Genomic DNA, 20,945 nt, shown 5'->3' with positions numbered 1-20,945 from the left:
CCGGCTATTCCACGCCGGGTGACGCGGCTACGCGTCGGAGTCCGGAGGAGGGGACCTCCGGGGACGGCCGGGATGCGCGCAAGCGCAGAGGGTCGACCGTGCGCAGCGACACCGCCGCGACCACAGCCGCGAACGTGGCGAGAGCAACGTGGGGGAAGGTGTAGAGGCCGATCGAGCCGTCGGGCTGGAATACCAGCATCAGCCAGGTGGACAGCCCGACGAGCACCATCAGCGTGCGTGTGGACAGGGCGAAGCCCGCTGCGATGGCGACGGGCCAGGAGTAGTACCAGGGCAGCGCGGCCGGCGAGAGAATGACGATGGCGACGAGGACGATCAGGACTCCGAGTATTGCGTCCCGTTCGGTGTTCTTGAATTTCCACCAGACGGTCAGGACGATGGCGACGAGTGCGGCTGCGCAGATCGGCCGGGTGATCGCGAGGATTTCGCCGAGCCGCAGATCCGCGAACCACGACGTTCCGACGGTCACGACATGGGCAAGGATCGTCGGCAACGACAACCAGTTGATGATCTTGTTCGAACCCGACAGGGCCGTCATCCAGCCCAGTCCGACCCCGGCCACCGCTGACGCCGCGGCGAAGATGACGACGAACACGGCGACCCCCGCGCCGGCGGTTTTCGCGAACAGTGTCAACGGCGATGCCGGAGTACGCCCTTCGGCCTCTGCTCTCTCCTTCTCGTGCAGCATCCAGATCCACACCATGAAGGGGAGTGCGGCACCGGCGGTCGCCTTGATCGCCACCGCGATCGCGACGAGCCCGATGCCCGCGAGATGGCGTCGCTCGAGGACGAGCGCAATGCCCGCCGTCATCAGGCCGACCATCAGCATCTCGTTGTGGACTCCACCGATGAGATGGACCAGAACGAGGGGGTTGAGCACTGCCAACCACAGCGCGATGGCCGGGTTTCCGCCGAGGTGACGTGCGAGGTGGGGGACCGCCCACATCATGAGAGCGAGCCCCGGCAGCATCGTCAGACGCAGCAGCATGGTGCCGGCGATGACGTTGTCACCGGTCAGGGCGGTGATTCCCTGACCGAGAAGCAGGAAGACCGGACCGTAGGGCGCCGTAGTCGTGGTCCACACGTTGCTGACGTTGTCGAGCAGAATCCCAGGATTGACCACCGGGCCCACGGCATAGGGATCGAAGCCGTCGCGCAGGAGGGCGCCCTGGGCGAGATACGAGTAGGCATCGCGGCTGAACATCGGCACCGCGAGCAGCAGGGGCGCCGTCCAGATCGGCACGATCAGGCGCAACTGCCGCAGAGCCACATCCCCGGCCAGTGTGCCGCGCCCCAACCGGACCCAGGCGGCGATCATCGAGATGACGCCGATCCAGACGATGGCGGTGGACAGTATCTGGCCGTGCCCGAACCGCAGCCACGACAGATGCATCGCCTCGAGCAGGGGATCCTCGCGGCGGACGCTACCCGCACCGAAACCACCGAACGTGATCATGATCGCGCCGGCGAAACCCAGTATCGCCGCATGTCCCGCCTGGCTGCGGAGGAAGTCGGCCGTGGTCTGAGGCCACGAACGGTGCGGCGGTGTCGTCGCAGGGGCGACGGTCGCCTGCGGGGCAGAGGACGTCATGGGTGCAGATTCCTCCCCCGAGGTGAGTTCGGTTGCGATCGGTGCACCGATCATCGCGCGCACCACATGGTCGCGCCTAGTTTAATTGCTCCCGACACCACTTATTGCCACGCCTCGCTCATATATCTGCCTTTCGGGCTCCTGCGCACCGATGATGCGGCGCGCGGCGAGCTTCCCCGACAGCAGAACGGTCGGAACACCGACACCGGGGACCGTGCCGGAACCGGCGAGGACGGCGTTGTCGACGCCCGGCACCAGATTCGGGCGCCGGAAGGGGCCTGTCTGGCGGAAGACGTGTGCTGCCGCGAACGGGCTGCCCGCGCTCATGCCCTTGTTCAGCCAGGTCAGCGGCGTATCCACGTGGTCGATCTCGAACTGCGCGGCGATGCCCGTGTATCCGCGGTCCTCGAGCACCCGCAGAAGTTCGCGCGTGTAGGGGCCGGTCAGCGACGACCACTCGAGCGGGGCGCTGTGCAGATTGGGGCAGGGCGCCAGCACCGACAGCGGCTCGGACGGAACACCCGAGCGGTTCACGAGGAGGCTCGGGTCGGACAGCGCGGGCCGGGTGATCAGCAGGGAGGGGTCCGTCATGAGGCGACCGAGGCCGGCTTTCGCGGTGATCTCCGCGAAGGTTCGCTCCCACGCGGCGCCGAAGTCGATGGTGTGGTGACGCTGCGCCGGCCACCGGGAGGTCACCGCGGTGGGGATCGTGCCGTGGAGGACCACCGCGGACGGTGACACCCGTACGCGGCGGGGGATCCTCCGGGCGACCGGCCCGAGCAGTTCGTCGACGATCGCGGTGTCCGGGGTGAAGACAACGGCGTCGCACCCGACGCGTTCACCGGTCGCGGTGTGGAGGGCGCGCACCCGGCCATCGGACGTTTCGACCCTCGTGACCGTTGTGTCGAGCCGGAGGTCGCCGCCCGCCGTGGTGAATGCGTCGGCGAGTGCGAGAGCAATGGAGCGCATGCCGCCCTGCGGGAAGTAGACGCCCAATGAGGTGTCCATATGGGCGATGGCGCCGTACACCGCGAGCGCATCGGCGGGCGCCACCCCGGCGTACAGGGCCTGGAAGGTGAAGATCCGGCGTAGCCGCGGATCGGTGATCGTGCGATCGACCCGGGAACCGAGCCGGCCGAACCCGCCCAGGGCTGTGAGCCGGACGAGATCCGCCGCGGCTGCCCTGCTCGACACGAGGTCGAGAGGCGAGTCGAAGTTCGCGTCCATGAAACGGGAGTACTCGGCGTCGAAGATGCGACCGAGCCAGCGTCGTAGCTTCAGGTAGCGATCGGATTCCGCGGGTCCGCACACGCGAGTGATCTCGGCGACCATCGCCGCCGGGTCCGAGTGGACGTCGAGCGAGGAACCGTCGATGAAGCGCGCGTGATAGGCCGGGGTCAGTTTCTCGAGAATCAGGGCGGGCCGGGTCGAGGTGAAATCCGCTCCGACCGCAGCGAGGGCTTCACGGACCAGTTCGGGCATGGTGAGCACGGTTGCGCCGTTGTCGATGTCGTAGCCGGGCCCGCGATAGGTGCCCACCCGGCCGCCCGGCAGTGGATCCCGTTCGAGGACGGTGACCCGCCGGCCCGACCCCCTGAGGTGAAGAGCCGCCGACAGGCCCGCGAGACCGGCGCCGACGACGACGACGTGATCGGTGGGGCCCGGAACGGTGCGGAGCGTGCGTGCCATCGGGGTGCCGTCAGGAGTTGCGCCGCGTCGCCGCGACAGCCATGTCGGTGAGGTGTTGTTTCGCCTCCGGCGTCGCGGTGCTTGCCGTCAGGGTCGTCAGCGCGGAGTCGACGAGTTCCTCGATTCGTTTCTCGACGTCGTCGACCGCGCCGAGCGAGGTGATCGTCTCGCGGAGCGTATCCACGTCGGCGTCGGACAGGTCGGTGCCGATGCTCCCGCGTAGCGCTGCGGCCGCCCCGGGATCATCGCGGTCGGCGCGCTGAAGGGCCAGCGCGAACAGCACGGTGCGTTTCCCCGCCCGCAGATCGTCACCCGACGGCTTTCCGGTCACGGCCGGGTCACCGAACACACCGAGGAGATCGTCCCGCAGCTGGAATGCGATCCCGATGTCCGTACCGAATCTTCGGTAAGCCGACACGAGGTTCTCGCCGGCACCGGCGAGTGCGGCACCGAGATGCAGTGGCCGCTCGATGGTGTACGCCGCGGTCTTGTACCGGTTGACCCGCATCGCCGCGTCGATCGACTCGTCGGCCCGGGCCTCGTTGCTGATGTCCAGAAACTGGCCACCGAGAACCTCGGTGCGCATCGCGGACCAGACGGGGGAGATGCGCGCGGCGGCGTCCGGGCCGATACCGGATTCGCGGATCATGTCGTCCGCCCAGGCCAACGCGAGGTCGCCGAGCAGGATGGCGACAGCCTCCCCGAAGTGCGGAGACTCGCCGCTCCAGGAACCGGCGCGGTGGCGTTCCTCGAACTGGACGTGGACGGTGGGGAACCCGCGTCGCGTGGTGGAGGCGTCGATGATGTCGTCGTGAACCAGGGCGCAGGCTTGGACCAGCTCGAGTGCTGAGCAGGCGCGCAGCACCGGCCCGGCGTCGGGACCCTGCGGGTCACCGCCCGCGCCGATCCACCCGGTCCACGCGAAGGCCGGGCGTACTCGCTTTCCGCCGCGGAGGACGAAGTTCTCCAGCGTGGTCACGGCGTCGCGGTAGCCGCCGCCCACGGCGTCGACCAACTCCGTCCGGCCGGCGAAGAACTCTCGAAGCGCATTCTCGACCCCGGCCGCCAGAGCGGAGGGGCGCGTTTCGACGGACAGTGTTGCCTCCCAGATCGACGTTCCGCGTGCGCACCGGTGACGGCAGCAGGCCTCGTCACCACCATAGTGGGCGTCGCCCGGTAGGGCCGGATGCCCTGTTTCCCACGAATGCCGAGTTCCCGCGATCGAAGAGGATCGGCGACGCGGTGGGCACACCCGGCGCGGCTGTACCTATGCTTGTCGGGTGACATTCGATTCCGTCAGGGGGCGGGCCAGCGAAGGCTGGGTGACCCGCACTCCCTCCATCGTCGACCGCATCCGGTCGTGCCGTGACGGTCGGGTGCCCTTCTCCGTCGAATTCTCGCCCCCGCGGGACGAGGCCGCCGAGGCCCGCCTGTGGCGCGCGGTGCGGGAGTTCGAACGTCTGGGACCGGCCTTCGTGTCCATGACCTATGGCGCCGGTGGCTCCACCCGTGACCGCACCGTACGTGTCACCGGTCAGCTCGCCGAGGAGACGACGCTCCTGCCCGTGGCGCATCTCACCGCGGTGTCGCACAGCGTCGACGAACTCCGGTCGATGGTCGGCGCCTACGCAGACCGCGGAATCAGCAACATTCTCGTCCTTCGTGGTGACCCACCGGGCGATCCGCTGGGCGAGTGGAAGAAGCATCCGGAGGGTGTCGAGTACGCCGAGGAACTGGTCCGGCTCGTGCGTGAGCTCGGTGACTTCCATGTCGGCGTCGCGTCGTTCCCGGAAGGTCACTACCGGGCGCCGGACCTCGACCACGACACCCGGTACCTGGTCGCGAAACTCCGGGCCGGCGCGGAGTACTCCATCACGCAGATGTTCTTCGACATCGACGACTACCTGCGCCTTCGGGACCGGGTCGCGGCCTTCGACGCCGAGCAGGGTGAGAAGCCGATCATTCCCGAGATCATGCCCATCACGTCCCTGCGGTCGGTGCAGCGCGTGATGGAGCTGTCGGGGTCCCGGCTTCCGGTCGCCCTGGAACGCCGGTTGAGCCGGGCGGCTGGTGACGGCCCCGAGGAGAATCGGGCCGCTGTCCGTGAGATCGGCATCGATGTGGCCACCGAGATGGCTGAGCGGCTCATCGCGGAGGGTGCGCCCGGCCTGCACTTCATCACGTTGAACTTCGCCCGGGCGACCAGTGAGGTGCTGGCGAGGCTGGGGGACAAGGTCGGATCGCGAACCGACCCTCGGCCGGTCACTCCGGCCCGCGTCAGCTGAGGGCACGCCCCTTCCAGCTGGTTCGTCCACGGTGGTGGGCGAGGTGTGACGAGATGATCAGTGCTGCGGTCGCCGCGACCGAGAGCGGGTGGGTCACCGCCCCGGCCACGTCCGTGGCGGTCGGCGACGCGCCACGCTCGAGCGTTCGTGCGCACAGTCTCGACGTCACGGCAGCGAAATACCCCACTGCACCCCATCGGCGCACCCGTCCACTGCCCAGCGCGAGCGCCACCGGCGGCACAAGATAGGCCAGACCGACCGCGCCGACGGCTGCCACCGCCCCCGGCCTCGAGCCGAAGGCCGTCCACAGCCAGCGGTCGTATCCACTGCGCAGCGCAGTGGCGTTCTCGTACATCCGGCAGGTCGCGGCGCCGCCTGCGACGACAACGTGGGTGGAAACTCCGCGGTGTCGCAGCAGTCGGGCAATGTCGAGATCCTCGGTGAGACTGTTCACCACCGCGCCGTGCCCACCCGCCCGGCGGTACGCCGCGGAGTCGAAGACCATGAACTGTCCACAGGCGACGGCCATGGACGGGCGCAGCGAACGATTGCCGAGTCGCACGGGTAGTGAGGCCGCCCACGACCAGGCCAGAAGCGGCTGGACGGCGGTTTCGGCGATCGACCCGGACTCCTGGAACGGCCAGGGGCAGATCAACCCGGCCCCGCTCTGGCGAAGCGCGGAACACGCCGCGGCCAGCGCGCCCGGCTGCAACCGCACGTCGGCGTCGAGGAACACCAGCAGTCCGTCGCGGCGGGGATGGAGGGCTTGGGCGCGATCGTAGGCGCGGTGGCAGGCGGCGGGCTTCCCCACCCACCCGGGAAGCGGCTCCTCGGTGCTTCTGACGACGGTGAACCGCGGGTCGTCGGCGCACGCAGCCTCGGCTGCCTCGGCCGTGTCATCGGTCGAGGCGTCGTCGAACACGAGGACCCGGAGATCGTGGATGCCGCGCTGACCGGCCAGATCTTCGATGAGGGCGGGCAGTCGCCGGACCTCGTTGCGGGCAGGGATGCAGACCGTGACCGGTTCGGTGACGGTGCGGCGCGGCACCCGCAGACGCGGGGCCCTGCACAGATTGACGGCGGCGACGGCCATACCGGCCACCGACAGCACCGAACCGGTGCGGACCAGCTGAACGATCGGCGCAGGCGTCACACCGTCGACGAGTCCTTCCGGCGTCCACTGCCTACGGCCGGCTCCCTGTTGCGGGCCAGCCATGCCAAGGCCCCCACGATCACGGCCACGCCGAGCGTCACCCCGGCCATGATCCCCGCCCAGCCCGCGAAGCTCCGGGTGCTCGGGTCCGAGTAGCGCACCTCGGCGCGGATCGTCGACGTGTCACCCGCGGGCAGCTTCCACGACACGATGGAGTCGCCCTCCCGCGTGCCGTTGGTCGTGGCCACGCGGGCCGGGAAGGCGATAGTGAACTGCACATCGGTGCCCTGGGCGGGAACCGAGCTGAGGTCGGCCTTGCCTTCCAGGGTCACGAGGTCGCCGGTCCGGCGCAGCGAAATCTGGAAGCTGCCGGCGGCCTGTTCGGACATCGAGCCGAGTTGCTGTACGTCACCGAACGTGAGATCGCTGAAGAATGCCTGGGTGCCGACGTACCCGTCCTTCTTGTACTCCTGTACGCGAATCTTGCCCGACAGCGCATCGGGCGGGGTGAGCTGCGGACCCTTGTCCTGATCGTCTGCGGGTACGGCCGCAGCCACGATCTGACCGGAGACCCGGTCGTCGGCGGACACTCCCATCGACACCTGGACGCGCAGGCAGCCGGCGAGTAACGGGACGATCAGAAGTACCAGGGCCGTCAGGGAGAGGGCCCGGCTCCGCGCGCGGGTGATGTTCGGGGCAGGGAGTGAGGGCGGCTGCACAGTCGTATCGTGCCAGGGGAGTGAACCGGTGTCAGGCGCGAGGGGGCGTGTCGGGGATCTCGGGTCGCCGGACCCGCGACCGCACGAGGACGATCAGGAGGGGAATCCCGAGTACTCCCATCGTGATCCACCCGTAGATCGCGGAGAATCGGAGTCCGGGTCCGTCGAGAAACACCGCGTGGGCCAGCGCCGAACCCAGCCAGGTCCACAGGAACAACGCGATCGGGACACTGTCCCTGTGTGGCGGCGTTCCGTGCGGTGCGGCGGTATCAGAAATGCGGTGATCGAACCATTCCATCGCCGCAGCCATGGTGGCAGCCACCACACACCATCCGACGTAGTTGGTCACCGGAATGTGCTCGACACCGGGAAGACCCGCATCGGTGACGCACCAAGTCCACTGACCGTCCGCGACCATCTGGGGGTCGAGATACAGATCCCATCCCACGACGCCGACCGTGGTGAGGACCATCCGAATCAGGTGCCGATATCTGCGCCCCGCCAGGAGGGAGGCGACGCACCACACCGGATAGAAACCCGCTGTCCAGGCGAACGGCACCACGAGGGGGACACCGGCGAGTGCGGGACCGAGTCGGTCGACGCTGTAGTCGTAGCAGCCGTAGGGCACGCCGGTTGACGTCCCGACGACCTCCGAGAGCAGGCCGACACCCGCTGTCACCAGAACCAGAGCCGCGGCCCAGCGCGGACCGCGCGTGAGGGCGGCATGCGTGATGCTCGCCGCGGCGAGCAGGAGCACGACGCAGACCGTCACCGCGTCACGGAGGTCACCGCGCACCAGAGGGTAGACAATCTGCGCCGCGATCGCTGCTGCGGCCGTCAGGGCGGGGATGCGCGCGGTCACGTCCCCGGCCACAGGCGGCGCAGTCGCGCGGTTCTGGAGGCGCGGCGTGCGTCGTGGAGCGCGACGTGTGCGGCGCTTCGCCCGCTGGCACCGGACACCCCACCGCCCGGATGCGTCGAGGCGCCGGTGAGGTACAGGCGTTCGGCTCCGGGGACCCGGTGCCCGGACAGTTCGGGAAGGGGCCGCCACATCATCATCTGGTCGAGCGACATCTCGACGTGCATCACGTTGCCCCCGATCAGCCCCATCTCGTCCTCGAGGTCCTGCGGTGACTGCACATGACGGTCCAGGATCGACGCCCGGACACCGGGGGCGAGTGCGTCGATCTCGTCGACGATGCGCTCGGCCTCGGCCTTTGCCAGGTCGCTCCACCGACGGTCCCCGCTGAGCCGGTAGGGCTGCCACTGCGACCACAGGGTGATCTGATGCCGACCCGCAGGCGCGATCGTGGGATCGAGGCCACTGAAGCTCATCCCCAGCACCGCCGGCCGCGGCGGGAGTTCACCTGCCATCGCGGCACCGTGGGCGAGGCGCAGGTGCGCGCGATCGGACACGAGGAGCTGCAATCCGCTGGTCACCGAGGTGTCAGGGGCGCTCGGATAGGACGGCAGGGCGTCGGTCGCCAGCCGTACCACCATCCCGATGCCCGGTCCGACGCGGATCCGCCGGCGCCAGCTATCGAGGATTTGCTTGTCGTAGCCGCCTGCTTCGAGGAGATCGAGCGTAGTGAGCACGTGGCACCCGGCAATGACGGTCCGCGATCGTACTTCCCGCCCCGCCGATGTCCGGGTGATCCAGGAGGTCCCGTCCCGGCGCAGCGCGACGACCTTCTCACCCAGGGAAAGCACGCCGGAGTCGGCCTGCAACCGCGACGCCAGGGCCGCCGTCAAGGCGCCGCTGCCACCGACGGCACGGCCGGGCGGAATGGTGTGCATCAGTGCCGCGAATCCCACCATCGGGGCGGTGCCCGGCTCGGACATCGGCGGCCCGGACTGGGCGCCGAACCATGCGAGTGCGGCCTTGAGCCGTTCGTCGTCGAAGAATTCGTCCAGCAGGGCGTCCCCCGACGCGAGGAACTGCCGCGACAGGTCGCTGCCGCCGCTCCCCGTATCGAGACCCCAGAACGACGACAACAGCGCGGGGGCGGTCGGCGGCCTGGTGAAGGCCCGCATCACGCGGGCGCTGCGCGGCCCCCACACGTCGACGAACCGCCGATACGCGTCGGCCTCGGCCGGTCCGCAGGACTCCTGGATGGACAGGCAGGTCGCGTCGAGGCTGCGCCGGAACACGATGCCGGGCCGGCCGGTACCCGCAGGTGCCGGGGCGAACGCCCACGGATCGCAATCCAGGTAGCGCAGACCGTGCGCCTGCAGGCCCAGTTCTTCGACGATGCCGGTGTGACGGATCATGATGTGCGCGGAGGATCCGCGGTCGACACGGTGACCTGGAAACCGTTCCACTGTCGAGACCGCTCCGCCCGGTACGGTGTCGCGTTCGATCACCTCGACCGACCATCCCGTTCGAGCCAGGTAGCACGCCGACACCAGGGCGTTGTGTCCCGACCCGACTACCACCGCATCGATCATCGGGTCAGGTTAACGGTTCTTCTCCGGAGGAAGGCTTCTCGGTGGAAAGGCTTTCCAGTGGAAGGCTACGGCCGAGGACCGCGAAGGGACGGTTGTCGCCTGCGAACCGGAAGTGGCGCAGTACATCCCGGAATCCGAGCCGACGGTAGAGCCGCCACGCTCGATTGTTCTCGTCCGCGACCTCGGGGGTGGACAACAACACGCCGCGTTCGGGTCGGCGGTCGAGCAATCGGAGAAGGAGTGTTGCGCCGAGACCGTGTCCCTGGGCGTCGGGATGGACGTGGAGTTCGGTCAGTTCGAAATAGTCGTCGAGGATTGTGTCGATCCGGTCCCGGGTCCAGCCGGTGTGCCGCAAACCGGTGCGGACCTGCTGGTGCCACCACTGTTCGGGGGCTCCGCGGTAGCCGTAGGCCACGGCCACGAGGCGGTGAGTCGCATCGGATTCGGCGGACGGATCGGCCGGGACCACGGCGCCGACACCGCTCCACCCCGATCGCTGCACATGTTCGGTCCACATCGGCGCGCGGTGGTATTCCGTGCCGCGGGGATAGCCCATGGCGGCGACATAGATCGCGAGGGCCTCCTGGAGGCGGTCGCGGAACTCGGCAGCCGAGAGTTCGACCACGAGCGGTATCTGGTCAGCGTTCGTGTCGACCGGTCTCACCTTTCTCTTGACGACGTGTCGGTGGGTCCAGCTATATTGAATAGGTCGAACGGATGTTCGATAGCGGGGATCCGGCGATGCTCGAGGGAAGCGAGCATCGCCGGGACCCCGGCTCACGACAGGACTACGCCCGGCGGGGTGGACACACCGGGGTTGTGGAGGTGTTCGAAGTGAGGAACAACTCGGTTTCAGGACCGACCTCTGGGCCCTCGCGGCGACCGGGGGAGGTGCGTGCTCCGGCATCTCGGCGCGCCGCCTCCCTGCTCGACCGGGCTGACGCTCTTCTGTCGCAGTCGGTCGGCGCCGACTCGCCTGCGGATCGTTTTCACAGCGCGTATCTCGCCGCACTGCGCGGCGCCGGTGCTGTGCTCGCCGCTGTCGAGGGGTCCTCGCCGGGAGGTCGACGGACACGAACGCGTAACGCTTGGGTTCTCATGGCAGACGCCGCGAGCGACTTCGGCGCATGGGCCGACTATTTCGCTGGGCACTCCGCCACTCGTGCCGCGATCGAGGCCGGGATGTCTCGTACGCTCACCGATCTCGAGGCGGATGAGTTCTTTGTCGAGGTGGGGCGGTTTTTGCAAGCGGTGGAAGACCACATCGGTCGCGGTGCAGACGTCGATCTTCGGGCGTCGTAGCTGCCCGTCTCGCCCGGAATCCGGGTCGGCCGCCCGCAGTGTCGGCGACGTAGTGAAAGCCCGGAGCAGGGTTCGGTGCGGGAGTCCGTAAGGTTGGTGTCGAACTCGTGCACCGAGTAGGTGGTACCGGGGTCGAACTGCTCGTATTATTAAATCTAGGTAGCCGCCAAAGTCGGTTACCCACCGCCTCGCACCGTGAGGCGGTGGCCAACACTCCAGTGCCGGGGGAGGTACCGTGCCACTCTCCGAGCACGAGCAGCGCATGCTCGACCAGATCGAGAGCGCTCTCTATGCCGAAGATCCCAAGTTCGCCTCCACTGTGCGAGGCGGTCGCATGCGTGCGGCATCGAGTCGTCGTCGTTTTCAGGCCATAGCCCTGTTCGTCCTGGGGCTGGTCCTGCTCATCGCCGGCGTCGCCCTGCCGATCAAGCCGGGTGGATTCCCGGTGATCAGCTTGATCGGCTTCATCGTTATGTTCGGTGCGGGAGTCCTCCTCCTGTGGGGTGGGGGAAAGAACAAGTCCCGACAGTCGTCGCGTGGCGGCTCGACCACGCCCGACGAGACCAAGAGGTCCGACCGGGGTAAGCCCCGGGGCGGACGAAAGAGTGGCGGGTTCTCGTCGCGAATGGAAGATCGCTTCAAGAAGAGATTCGAGCAGGAGTAGCAGAACTCACTTCGGGCGTTGGCGGCGGTGGCATTTCGATGCCACGCCGCCAACGCTTTTTTGTGGCTGTGAACGCGCCCACGCCTCCCGCCGCGACTGGCTGGTGCTCTCAGTGAATGTCTCTGTGTGATCCCCGGACCCCTACTCGCCCCACTTTCCCCCATTGCGTGCGGACTGATCGATGCGCGACTGCCCGGGACATCGCCGTCGTCACCTCACCTGGCCTTTTACGGCGTTCACCGCGTGCGCTGGCTGGTTCGTCCCATGAGTGGGCCGTGTTCGTGGTCACTGTGGGAATTTTCCCCCACCTTCACGAATTGGCATTGACCAGCAAGTATCGAGCAAACAGGAGGGAAACACCGCTGCTTCCGCCTTGTCAGTGGGGGAAAGTGGGGTACTGTGGTGCGCAGCGGGGAGCCGAAGGTGAACCGCCCGGGCATGCGGCGTTCGATATGGACGTAGTGGGAGGTGTCGAGTGTTTCTCGGTACCTACACGCCGAAGCTCGACGACAAAGGGCGGCTGACGTTGCCCGCAAAGTTCCGGGATGCACTGGCGGGAGGGTTGATGGTCACCAAGGGTCAGGATCACAGCCTCGCGGTGTATCCTCGGGAAGAGTTCACCGCGCTCGCGCGCAAGGCCGCGGCAGCGTCGAGAAGCGATCCGGAAGCGCGAGCTTTCGTGCGCGGTCTCGCTGCCGGCACCGATGAGCAGCATGCAGATGCCCAGGGGCGCATCACCCTCTCGGCAGATCACCGTCGCTACGCAGGTCTCTCCAAGGATTGCGTAGTGATCGGTTCGGTCGATTTCCTCGAGATCTGGGATGCGCAGGCATGGCAGAGCTACGTCGAGGAGAACGAGGAGAACTACTCGCAGGCAACGGGAGTCGCGCTCGGCGAGATCGTCTGAGCATGACCGCACGCACGCGAATGCAGCGAGGCCTCTGTCCGACGGAACCCTGACGCACTTCCCCAGCGCCAGGTTTTCATTTCGGGCAGGGACCTCGAAGCATTCGCACCGGCAACCGGCCGAGAAGAGAAGTTCGACATGTGGACTCCGGCTTCGGACATGTCCACCCGCACCACAGAAGCAGGAGCCGGAGGGATCATGGTGGATCACGAGGGGGAAGAATCCTCGCCCGCCGATGGCTTCGGCCATATCCCCGTCCTGCTGCACCGAGCAGTCGAACTCCTCGGCCCCGCGCTCACTCTGCACGACCCGGAGGGTGGGGGAGCCGTCATGATCGACGCCACCCTCGGCCTCGGTGGGCATTCCGAGCATTTTCTCCGGACGTACCCTCGGCTGAAGCTCGTGGCCCTCGACCGGGATCCGCACGCCCTCGAGATCGCCGGGGCTCGGTTGGCCCCGTTCGGGGACCGCGTGACCTTCGTCCACACTCGGTATGACGGCATCGAGAATGCACTCCTCGAAGCGGGACTTCCTCCTCGAGATTCAGTTCACGGCATCCTGTTCGACCTGGGGGTGTCGTCGATGCAACTCGACGAGTCCGATCGCGGTTTCGCCTACTCCATCGATGCGCCGCTCGACATGCGGATGGATCCGACTACGGGCATCACGGCGGCAGAGGTACTCAATACATACAGCCACGGTGATCTGGCCCGGATCCTCAGCACCTACGGTGAAGAACGGTTCGCGGGAAAGATTGCGTCGGAAATCGTCCGGCAGCGGGCGAAGCAGCCCTTCACGACGAGTGCCGAACTGGTCGAACTGCTGTATCGCGCCATTCCGGCGGCGACCCGCCGGACCGGGGGACACCCCGCCAAGCGGACCTTCCAAGCTCTTCGCGTCGAGGTCAACGGCGAACTCGATTCACTGCGAGCGGCGATACCGGCGGCACTCGACGCGTTGACTGTCGGGGGACGCGTCGTGTTCATGTCGTATCAGTCGCTCGAAGACCGGGTGGTCAAGCAGGAGATCACTCCCCGATCGAAGTCGAGGAGTCCGGAGGGGCTCCCTGTCGAGTTGCCGGGTATGGGGCCGGAGTTCCGCATCCTCACCCGAGGGGCGGAGCGAGCGTCCGAGCAGGAAATAGAAGAGAACCCACGATCAGCCCCGGTGCGCTTGCGTGCTGCAGAAAAAATTGCCAGGAGGTCGGCGGCATGACGGTTCAGGTGAATTCCCCCGAGGTACGGCCTGCACGTGGGGGTAACCGTTCGGGCGCTGCCCAGCGAGCGTACGAGCGGCGTACCCAGCGTGCGGCAGTGCACAGCGGATCGCCGACCGCCGTGGCCGGAATGAACCGCGCCGGTTCCCTTGCTGCCCGGATTCCTTTTGTGGCAACGATTCTCGGACTTCTCAGCTTGGGCCTCGCCGTCACTCTCCTGCTCACCACCCGCTCGGCGGAGGATTCCTATCAGCTCAGTGCTGCGCGGGAACACAATCAGTCGCTCGCGGAGGAGAAGGCGGCGCTGCAGCGGGATGTGGAGACGGCCAACTCTGCGCCGAAACTCGCGGAGGAAGCGGCCAAGTTGGGGATGGTTCCGGCGAACGATCCCGCTCGTCTCGTGGTGCACCTGGACGGAAGCGTCGAGGTGGTCGGGAAGCCGGCTCCGGCATCCGGGTCACCTGTGCCCCCGCTCGATGCCGCGGCCCCGTCCACCCAGGCGGGGAACACGGTCGCGACAGCTCCGAATCGGGGCACGACCACTACGCAGGCGCCGCGCGCCACGCCACGACCCGGCAATAGCCCGGAGATCCAGGCCCGAGGTGAACAATTGGTTCCCGTGATGCCTTCGACCACTGCACCGACGACAGCACCACCATCGGGTGGTCGCCGGTGAACCGAAACGCACCGAGAAGTCGTCCCCGGCGCCCCAAGGGCGCCGGCACAGGATCCTTTCCGTTCAGGCAACGGATCGGACGCGGGATGATGTTCGGAGCGCTCGGCCTCGCCGCGGTGCAACTCTTGTGGATTCAGGTCATCGACGCGCCGCAACTGTCGGCCGAGGCGGCGAATCAACGCACGACCACCCAGGTGGATCCGGCGCTGCGCGGGTCGATCACCGACCGCAATGCCAACCCCATTGCTTTCACCATGGAAGCGAAGGCACTGACTTTTCAGCCTGCGCGGGTCCGTAAGGAGCTCGAGGAGGCGCGCGCCAAGAGCGAGACCGCCCCCGAGGTCGATTCGAGGCTCGATGCCATAGCCAAGGAAATTCACGACCGCCTCGGTGACGCGGCGCCGGAGAAAGAACTGAAGGAGAAACTGCGCAGCGACGAGACGTTCGTCTATCTCGCCCGCAGTGTCGACCCCGCGATTGCCGCCGAAATCAGTGAGAAGTATCCCGAGGTGGGTCTCGAGCGTCAGGACATCCGCGAATATCCCGGCGGATCCCTCGCCGCAAACCTCGTCGGCGCGACCGGCTGGGACGGGCACGGGCTCCTCGGCCTCGAGGACTCACTGGACTCCACTCTCGCCGGCACGGACGGCTCCGAAACCTACGACCGCGGGTCCGACGGCGCCGTCATTCCCGGCAGTTGGCGTGACAAGCAGCCTGCGGTGGACGGGTCGAGTGTCGAACTCACCATCGACTCGGACCTTCAGTACTACGTGCAGCAGCAAGTGCAGATGGCGAAGGACAAGTCCGGCGCCAAGGATGCGTCGGCGGTGGTGCTCGACTCTCACACCGGTGAAGTCCTGGCGATGTCGAACGACAGCACGTTCAACCCGGCGATCGGGGTGGGCAATAATCCGAGATCTGTGGAGATGGGCAATCTGTCGGTCAGTACCCCGTTCGAGCCGGGATCGGTGAACAAGATCGTGACCGCCGCAGCGGCCATCGAGTACGGACTGACCACCCCCGACGAGGTCCTCGAGGTTCCCGGCACCATTCAGATGGCAGGCGTGTCGGTGAAGGATGCCTGGGATCACGGTGTTGCTGCCTACACTTCCACCGGGGTGTTCGGTAAGTCGTCGAACGTCGGCACGCTGATGCTCGCTCAGCGCGTCGGCGAGGACCGTTACGCCGACATGCTGTCGAAGTTCGGACTCGGTCAGCGCACCGATGTGGGGTTACCCGGCGAGAGCGCGGGCAGTGTGCCGAGCCGCGACCAGTGGTCGGGCGGCACCTTTGCGAACCTGCCGATCGGCCAAGGTCTGTCGATGACGTTGTTGCAGATGACCGGTATGTATCAGGCCATCGCCAACGACGGTATTCGCATTCCGCCGCGAATCGTCCGGGCCACCATCGACGCGGACGGCGACAGAACCGAGACGGAGCGACCGGAAGAAATCACCGTGGTCAGCCCGCAGACAGCGGCCACCGTGCGTGACATGTTCCGGTCCGTCACGCAGAACGACACCGGCAACCAGCGCGGCACAGGGGTTCAGGCTGCTGTCGACGGTTACCAAATCAGCGGTAAGACGGGAACAGCGCAGCAGGTCGACCCCGCCTGCAAGTGCTACTCGAATTCGAACTACTGGATCACGTTCGCCGGGATCGCGCCCGCGGACAATCCGCGGTACGTGATCGGCATCATGCTGAACGCACCTACGCGGAGCGCGGACGGCACCGGTGGGCAGTCCGCCGCGCCGCTGTTCCACAACATCGCGTCGTGGTTGCTCCAACGTGACAGCGTCCCGATGTCCCCGGATCCCGGACGCAGGCTGGTGCTCCAAGCCGATTGAGCGATGGTCGGCCGAATCCGGCTTTCGGAACGGTCGCGGTAATCTGACACGTCGGCCGTTCAGTGGGCACAGTCGTTCAGTGAACACAGTCGCGTGAAAATGCCCAGGTCGCGCACTGTAGAGCCGTGCACGACGCCCGTAGTCAGTAGAGAGTCGACACCCGAGAGGAGCCCGGTGCCTGTTCCGTCCCGCCCGCAGTCGACGTCCGCGCCACTGAAGTCTGGAGAAGATCTGCAGTCCGGAAAAACTCTGCAGTCCGGAGAAGATCTGAAGTCTGGCGACGATCTGCGCCCCAGTCTGCCGGTTCGTACCCCGGTGAGCGTTCTCGCCGCAGCTGCCGGAGCCAGAATCGAAGCTTCCGCAGGTGGTGCTGCCGACGTCGTCGTCACGGGAGTGGATCTTCGGGCTCAGGCCATCGCCCAGGGCGATCTCTTTGCTGCCTTGCCCGGCGCTCGGGCGCACGGGGCGGAGTTCGCGGCAGACGCTGTGGCACGCGGGGCCGTGGCGATCCTCACCGACGAGGCCGGGTTCGACATCGTGTCGGGGCTGGAAGCGGACGTGCCGGTCCTGGTCCACCACGATCCCCGCGGAGTTCTCGGCGAGATGTCGGCCACCATCTACGGCCGTCCGTCGGAGCGCATGCAAGTGATCGGTATCACCGGCACTTCCGGTAAGACCACCACCTCGTACCTTGTGGAGGGCGCCCTCACCGCGGCGGGGCGCACCACCGGTCTGGTCGGAACCATCGAAACGCGGATGAAGGGGCGACGGGTGCCGAGCGCACTGACGACGCCCGAGGCCCCGCAACTGCACGCCCTGTTCGCCGTGATGCTCGAGCAGGGGGTCGACACGGTGGTGATGGAGGTCTCCAGTCACGCGCTCGCGCTCGGCCGGGTCGACGGTGTGCGGTTCGATGTGGGTGCCTTCACCAATCTCTCGCAGGACCACCTCGATTTCCACCGCGACTTCGAGGACTACTTCGCCGCCAAGGCCAGGCTTTTCCGCGCCGAATCTTCGGTCCACGCGCCGCGGGCCGTCATCTGCGTCGACGACGAGTGGGGGCAGCGGATGGCCGAGGTTGCCGCCGACGCCGGCTCCGTCGTATCCACGGTGGCCACGGGGCCCGGCCGTGTGGAGGCGGAGTGGACTGCAGGTGCGCCGACGGTATCGCCTTCCGGTTCGCAGACCTTCTCTCTCACCACTCCGGACGGCACGTCGCTCGAGGTGTTGCTACAGCTTCCGGGCCGGTACAACGTTGCCAATGCCTCGGTTGCCGTTGCGTTGAGCGCCTCACTGGGGGTCGATCCGCTCGTCGCAGTGAAGGGCATCGCGGAGGTCGACGTGCCCGGGCGGGTGCAGCGGATCGATCGCGGCCAGGATTTTCTCGCCGTCGTCGACTACGCGCACAAACCCGCCGCCCTCGAAGCTGTGATCGCGACCCTTCGGAGCCAGGTGTCCGGCCGCGTCGCGGTGGTCGTGGGTGCGGGAGGTGACCGCGACGCCGGGAAGCGGCCCCTGATGGGGTCGGCGGCGGCGCGAGGGGCGGATCTGCTGATCATCACGGACGACAACCCGCGTACCGAGGACCCGGCGACGATCAGAGCCGCGGTCCGGGAAGGCGCCCTCGCGGTGCCCGAATCCGAGCGGGGAGAAGTTCGGGAAGTGGGGGACCGCGCGAGGGCGATCACCGAGGCCGTCCGCTGGGCGCAGGCAGGCGACGTAGTTCTGGTCGCAGGTAAGGGACACGAGTCCGGTCAGGAGATTTCCGGGGTGAAGCACCCATTTGACGATCGCGAGGTTCTGGGCGAAGCGATCGAGCAGGTAATCGGAGGAAGCAAATGATCCCGATGACACTCGCTCGCATCGCCGAAATCGTGGGAGGCGAGCTCCACGATGTCGTCGATCCCTCGACCGAGGTGACCGGCAGCGTGGAATTCGATTCGCGGAAGGTAGGCCCAGGCGGCCTCTTCCTCGCTCTGCCCGGTGCCCGCGTCGACGGTCACGACCATGCTGCGGCCGCCGTTGCGGCAGGTGCGGCCGCCGTCGTGGCTGCGCGGCCGGTCGGGGTTCCGGCCGTCGTGGTGCCGCCGATTCCGGTGGACGTCCCGAGCCGGGCGATGGCACTCGAACACGATTCGGACGGGTCCGGCGCCGCGGTGCTCGCCGCTCTGGCGAAGCTTGCCCGTGCCTCTGTCGACGAACTGACCGACAAGGGCTTGACCGTGGTCGGAGTGACCGGGTCAGCGGGCAAGACCTCGACCAAAGACCTCCTCGCGGCTGTTCTGCGCCCCCTGGGCCCGGTGGTGGCGCCGCCTGGATCGTTCAACAACGAGCTCGGGCACCCGTGGACTGCCCTGCGCGCTGATGCCGACACCCGGTTCCTGGTTCTGGAGATGTCTGCGCGCGGGCTGGGGCACATCGCGTCCCTCGCGACCATCGCGCCTCCCCGGATCGGGGTCATTCTCAACGTGGGCACGGCGCATCTCGGTGAGTTCGGGTCCCGGGACGCGATCGCCCTGGCGAAGGGGGAGCTCGCCGAAGCGCTGCCGACTGCCGCGGACGGCGGCGTCGCCGTGCTCAATGCAGACGACCCTCTGGTCGCCGCCATGGCCTCACGGACCTCTGCGCGCGTGGTGCTCGTCGGTCAGTCGGAGGCGGCGGATATCCGGGCCACCGACATCGTGCTCGACGAGAAGGCGCGTGCGCGATTCACGATCACCACGTCTTCGGGCAGTGTTCCGGTCGAGCTGGCGGTGCACGGCGAACATCAAGTCGGGAACGCACTCGCCGCTGCTGCAGTGGCTTTCGAGTGCGGCGCAGATCTCGGTCAGGTTGCCCAGGCACTGTCCGGGGCCGCTGCGGTGTCGGCTCGCCGTATGGATGTGCGAGACCGGCCGGACGGTGTGACGGTTGTCAACGATTCGTACAACGCCAATCCTGATTCGATGCGCGCAGCCATCAAGGCGCTGGTGTCGATGGCGAAGACCGGCCGCGGCGCGGCGCGCCGCAGTTGGGCGGTACTCGGAGAAATGGCGGAGCTGGGACCAGAATCAGTGGTCGAACACGATGCGATCGGCAGGTTCGCGGTCCGGCTGGACGTGAGCAAGTTGATCATCGTCGGAACCGGCAGACCGGCACGGGCCATGCATCAGGGCGCGGTCATGGAGGGCTCGTGGGGCGACGAGGCGATACTCGTTCCCGACGCCGCCTCGGCGATCGCGTTGCTCGAGGAGGAATTGGCGGCGGGTGACCTGGTATTGGTCAAAGCCTCGCAATCCATCGGACTGTGGGAGGTCGCGGACGCGGTGCTGGCGGGACACACGGGACAGAAGGGTTCGGAGGCCATGCGGTGAGACAGATCCTCTTCGCGGCGGGCATCGCGCTTGCCGTCTCGATTCTGCTGACGCCGGTCCTCATAAAGGCCTTTTCCCGTCAGGGTTTCGGCCAGGAGATCCGTGTCGAAGGTCCGGCCAGTCACCAGTCGAAGCGCGGGACCCCGACGATGGGTGGAGTCGCCATCCTCGCCGGCCTGTGGGCGGGGTACTGGGGATCGCACCTGATCGGTATCGGCTACAACGCAGACGGCCCGTCGGCGTCGGGTCTGCTGGTGCTGGGCCTGACCACTGCGCTCGGTGGTGTCGGGTTCCTCGACGACTTCATCAAGATCCGCAAGCAGCGCAACCTGGGACTGAACAAGACCGCAAAGCTGGTCGGCCAGCTGATCGCGGCGGTGGCGTTCGGCATCCTCGCGCTGCAGTTCCGCGGTGCCAACGACCTGACCCCCGGCAGTGCCCACCTGTCGTATGTCCGAGACATCGCGACGGTGACCCTGGGATCCGTAGTGTTCGTCGCGTTTTGTTATCTGCTGGTCAGCGCGTGGTCGAACGCCGTCAACCTCACCGACGGACTCGACGGCCTGGCGGCCGGTTCCATGAGCCTCGTGCTGGGTGCCTACGTCATCATCACGTTCTGGCAGTACCGCAACGCATGTGAGACCAGCCCGGGAAAGGGTTGCTACGACGTCCGGGATCCGCTCGACCTGGCCCTGATCTGCGCCGCCGGGGCGGGCGCCTGCATCGGCTTCCTCTGGTGGAACGCCGCGCCCGCCAAAATCTTCATGGGCGACACCGGCTCCCTTGCGCTGGGCGGCATGCTCGCCGGGCTGTCCATCACGACGCGGACGGAACTGCTCATGGTGGTGATCGGCGCTCTCTTCGTCGCCGAAGCGGCGTCCGTGGTGATCCAGGTTGCGGTGTTCAGGTCGAGCCGGAGACGCGTGTTCCGCATGGCGCCTTTCCACCATCACTTCGAACTCGCCGGGTGGGCGGAAACCACGGTGATCATCCGCTTCTGGTTGCTGGCGGCCATCGCCTCGGCGATCGGCCTCGCGCTGTTCTACAGCGAGTACCTGGCAGCGATCGGCGGCTGAC

General features: G+C 67.3%; 18 protein-coding genes. 10 read left to right on the top strand and 8 right to left on the bottom strand.

From position 1 onward, the window contains the following. Window positions 1-4: 4 nt before the first annotated feature. From ACH49N_RS19030 to ACH49N_RS19020, 3 genes are all read right to left on the bottom strand, one after another. Complete coding sequence (locus ACH49N_RS19030) at window positions 5-1,609, bottom strand: alpha-(1->6)-mannopyranosyltransferase A (protein WP_358273803.1); 1,605 nt, start codon at window positions 1,607-1,609, stop codon at window positions 5-7. 81 nt (window positions 1,610-1,690) lie between these two features. Then, window positions 1,691-3,298, bottom strand: a complete 1,608-nt coding sequence (gene crtI, locus ACH49N_RS19025; RefSeq protein WP_358273804.1) for a phytoene desaturase family protein — start codon at window positions 3,296-3,298, stop codon at window positions 1,691-1,693. Between the two features lie 10 nt (window positions 3,299-3,308). Then, complete coding sequence (locus tag ACH49N_RS19020; RefSeq protein WP_201453610.1) at window positions 3,309-4,409, bottom strand: polyprenyl synthetase family protein; 1,101 nt, start codon at window positions 4,407-4,409, stop codon at window positions 3,309-3,311. 169 nt (window positions 4,410-4,578) lie between these two features. Between ACH49N_RS19020 and metF the strand changes: the two genes are divergently transcribed. Further along, window positions 4,579-5,583 (top strand): methylenetetrahydrofolate reductase [NAD(P)H], encoded by a 1,005-nt coding sequence (gene metF / locus ACH49N_RS19015; RefSeq protein WP_159921699.1) that lies wholly within the window; start codon window positions 4,579-4,581, stop codon window positions 5,581-5,583. On the opposite strand, the gene ACH49N_RS19010 is transcribed toward metF, so the two are convergent. Genes ACH49N_RS19010 through ACH49N_RS18990 form a run of 5 tightly spaced genes read right to left on the bottom strand, consistent with a single transcriptional unit; the run spans window position 5,576 to window position 10,567 of the window. Continuing rightward, window positions 5,576-6,736 (bottom strand): glycosyltransferase, encoded by a 1,161-nt coding sequence (locus ACH49N_RS19010; protein WP_358273953.1) that lies wholly within the window; start codon window positions 6,734-6,736, stop codon window positions 5,576-5,578. The two genes, metF and ACH49N_RS19010, sit on opposite strands and share 8 nt — an antisense overlap. Next, entirely contained in the window at window positions 6,733-7,455 is a 723-nt protein-coding gene (locus ACH49N_RS19005; protein WP_159921703.1) for an LppM family (lipo)protein, read from the bottom strand. Before ACH49N_RS19005 ends, ACH49N_RS19010 begins: the two co-directional genes overlap by 4 nt. Before the next feature lie 31 nt (window positions 7,456-7,486). Then, entirely contained in the window at window positions 7,487-8,317 is an 831-nt protein-coding gene (locus ACH49N_RS19000) for a carotenoid biosynthesis protein (RefSeq protein WP_358273806.1), read from the bottom strand. Continuing rightward, window positions 8,314-9,903, bottom strand: coding sequence for an NAD(P)/FAD-dependent oxidoreductase (locus ACH49N_RS18995; protein WP_358273808.1), 1,590 nt, complete (start codon window positions 9,901-9,903; stop codon window positions 8,314-8,316). Before ACH49N_RS18995 ends, ACH49N_RS19000 begins: the two co-directional genes overlap by 4 nt. 4 nt (window positions 9,904-9,907) lie before the next feature. After that, window positions 9,908-10,567 carry a GNAT family N-acetyltransferase gene (locus ACH49N_RS18990; protein ID WP_358273810.1) on the bottom strand — a complete coding sequence of 220 codons (660 nt, stop codon included), beginning with the start codon at window positions 10,565-10,567 and terminating at the stop codon, window positions 9,908-9,910. Between the two features lie 53 nt (window positions 10,568-10,620). Between ACH49N_RS18990 and ACH49N_RS18985 the strand changes: the two genes are divergently transcribed. The 9 genes from ACH49N_RS18985 (at window position 10,621) to mraY (ending at window position 20,944) form a co-directional block, all read left to right on the top strand. Next, window positions 10,621-11,205 carry an SAV_6107 family HEPN domain-containing protein gene (locus tag ACH49N_RS18985; protein WP_159921710.1) on the top strand — a complete coding sequence of 195 codons (585 nt, stop codon included), beginning with the start codon at window positions 10,621-10,623 and terminating at the stop codon, window positions 11,203-11,205. Window positions 11,206-11,440: 235 nt separating this feature from the next. Then, window positions 11,441-11,869 (top strand): DUF3040 domain-containing protein, encoded by a 429-nt coding sequence (locus tag ACH49N_RS18980; protein WP_159921711.1) that lies wholly within the window; start codon window positions 11,441-11,443, stop codon window positions 11,867-11,869. Window positions 11,870-12,344: 475 nt separating this feature from the next. Beyond that, window positions 12,345-12,776: a division/cell wall cluster transcriptional repressor MraZ gene (gene mraZ, locus ACH49N_RS18975; RefSeq protein ID WP_358273813.1), complete on the top strand. Its 432-nt coding sequence runs from the start codon at window positions 12,345-12,347 to the stop codon at window positions 12,774-12,776. Window positions 12,777-12,974: 198 nt separating this feature from the next. Continuing rightward, window positions 12,975-13,991: a 16S rRNA (cytosine(1402)-N(4))-methyltransferase RsmH gene (rsmH, locus tag ACH49N_RS18970; RefSeq protein ID WP_250774382.1), complete on the top strand. Its 1,017-nt coding sequence runs from the start codon at window positions 12,975-12,977 to the stop codon at window positions 13,989-13,991. After that, entirely contained in the window at window positions 13,988-14,668 is a 681-nt protein-coding gene (locus tag ACH49N_RS18965; RefSeq protein ID WP_250774209.1) for a hypothetical protein, read from the top strand. Before rsmH ends, ACH49N_RS18965 begins: the two co-directional genes overlap by 4 nt. After that, entirely contained in the window at window positions 14,665-16,515 is a 1,851-nt protein-coding gene (locus tag ACH49N_RS18960) for a penicillin-binding protein 2 (protein ID WP_358273815.1), read from the top strand. Before ACH49N_RS18965 ends, ACH49N_RS18960 begins: the two co-directional genes overlap by 4 nt. A 267-nt stretch (window positions 16,516-16,782) precedes the next feature. Continuing rightward, window positions 16,783-18,357 (top strand): UDP-N-acetylmuramoyl-L-alanyl-D-glutamate--2,6-diaminopimelate ligase, encoded by a 1,575-nt coding sequence (locus tag ACH49N_RS18955; protein WP_358273955.1) that lies wholly within the window; start codon window positions 16,783-16,785, stop codon window positions 18,355-18,357. Continuing rightward, a complete protein-coding gene (murF, locus tag ACH49N_RS18950; protein ID WP_358273817.1) occupies window positions 18,354-19,868 on the top strand; it encodes a UDP-N-acetylmuramoyl-tripeptide--D-alanyl-D-alanine ligase in 1,515 nt (504 codons plus the stop codon). The genes ACH49N_RS18955 and murF overlap by 4 nt, the downstream gene beginning before the upstream one ends. Further along, entirely contained in the window at window positions 19,865-20,944 is a 1,080-nt protein-coding gene (mraY, locus tag ACH49N_RS18945) for a phospho-N-acetylmuramoyl-pentapeptide-transferase (protein ID WP_159921716.1), read from the top strand. Before murF ends, mraY begins: the two co-directional genes overlap by 4 nt. Window position 20,945 lies beyond the last annotated feature (1 nt).

The organism is Rhodococcus sp. NPDC019647, from assembly GCF_044389235.1.
Lineage (GTDB): Bacteria > Actinomycetota > Actinomycetes > Mycobacteriales > Mycobacteriaceae > Rhodococcus_F > Rhodococcus_F oxybenzonivorans.
The sequence above is the reverse complement of the archived record's forward strand: the minus strand, read 5'-3'. Positions and strand labels throughout refer to the sequence as shown.

Bases quoted from the DNA above. Each gene is read 5' to 3' on its own strand.
- murF (WP_358273817.1), top strand. From the start codon at position 18,354: ATGATCCCGATGACACTCGCTCGCATCGCCGAAATCGTGGGAGGCGAG.
- crtI (WP_358273804.1), bottom strand. From the start codon at position 3,298: ATGGCACGCACGCTCCGCACCGTTCCGGGCCCCACCGATCACGTCGTC.
- ACH49N_RS19030 (WP_358273803.1), bottom strand. From the start codon at position 1,609: ATGACGTCCTCTGCCCCGCAGGCGACCGTCGCCCCTGCGACGACACCG.
- rsmH (WP_250774382.1), top strand. From the start codon at position 12,975: ATGGTGGATCACGAGGGGGAAGAATCCTCGCCCGCCGATGGCTTCGGC.
- ACH49N_RS18985 (WP_159921710.1), top strand. From the start codon at position 10,621: ATGTTCGATAGCGGGGATCCGGCGATGCTCGAGGGAAGCGAGCATCGC.
- ACH49N_RS18995 (WP_358273808.1), bottom strand. From the start codon at position 9,903: ATGATCGATGCGGTGGTAGTCGGGTCGGGACACAACGCCCTGGTGTCG.
- ACH49N_RS18965 (WP_250774209.1), top strand. From the start codon at position 13,988: ATGACGGTTCAGGTGAATTCCCCCGAGGTACGGCCTGCACGTGGGGGT.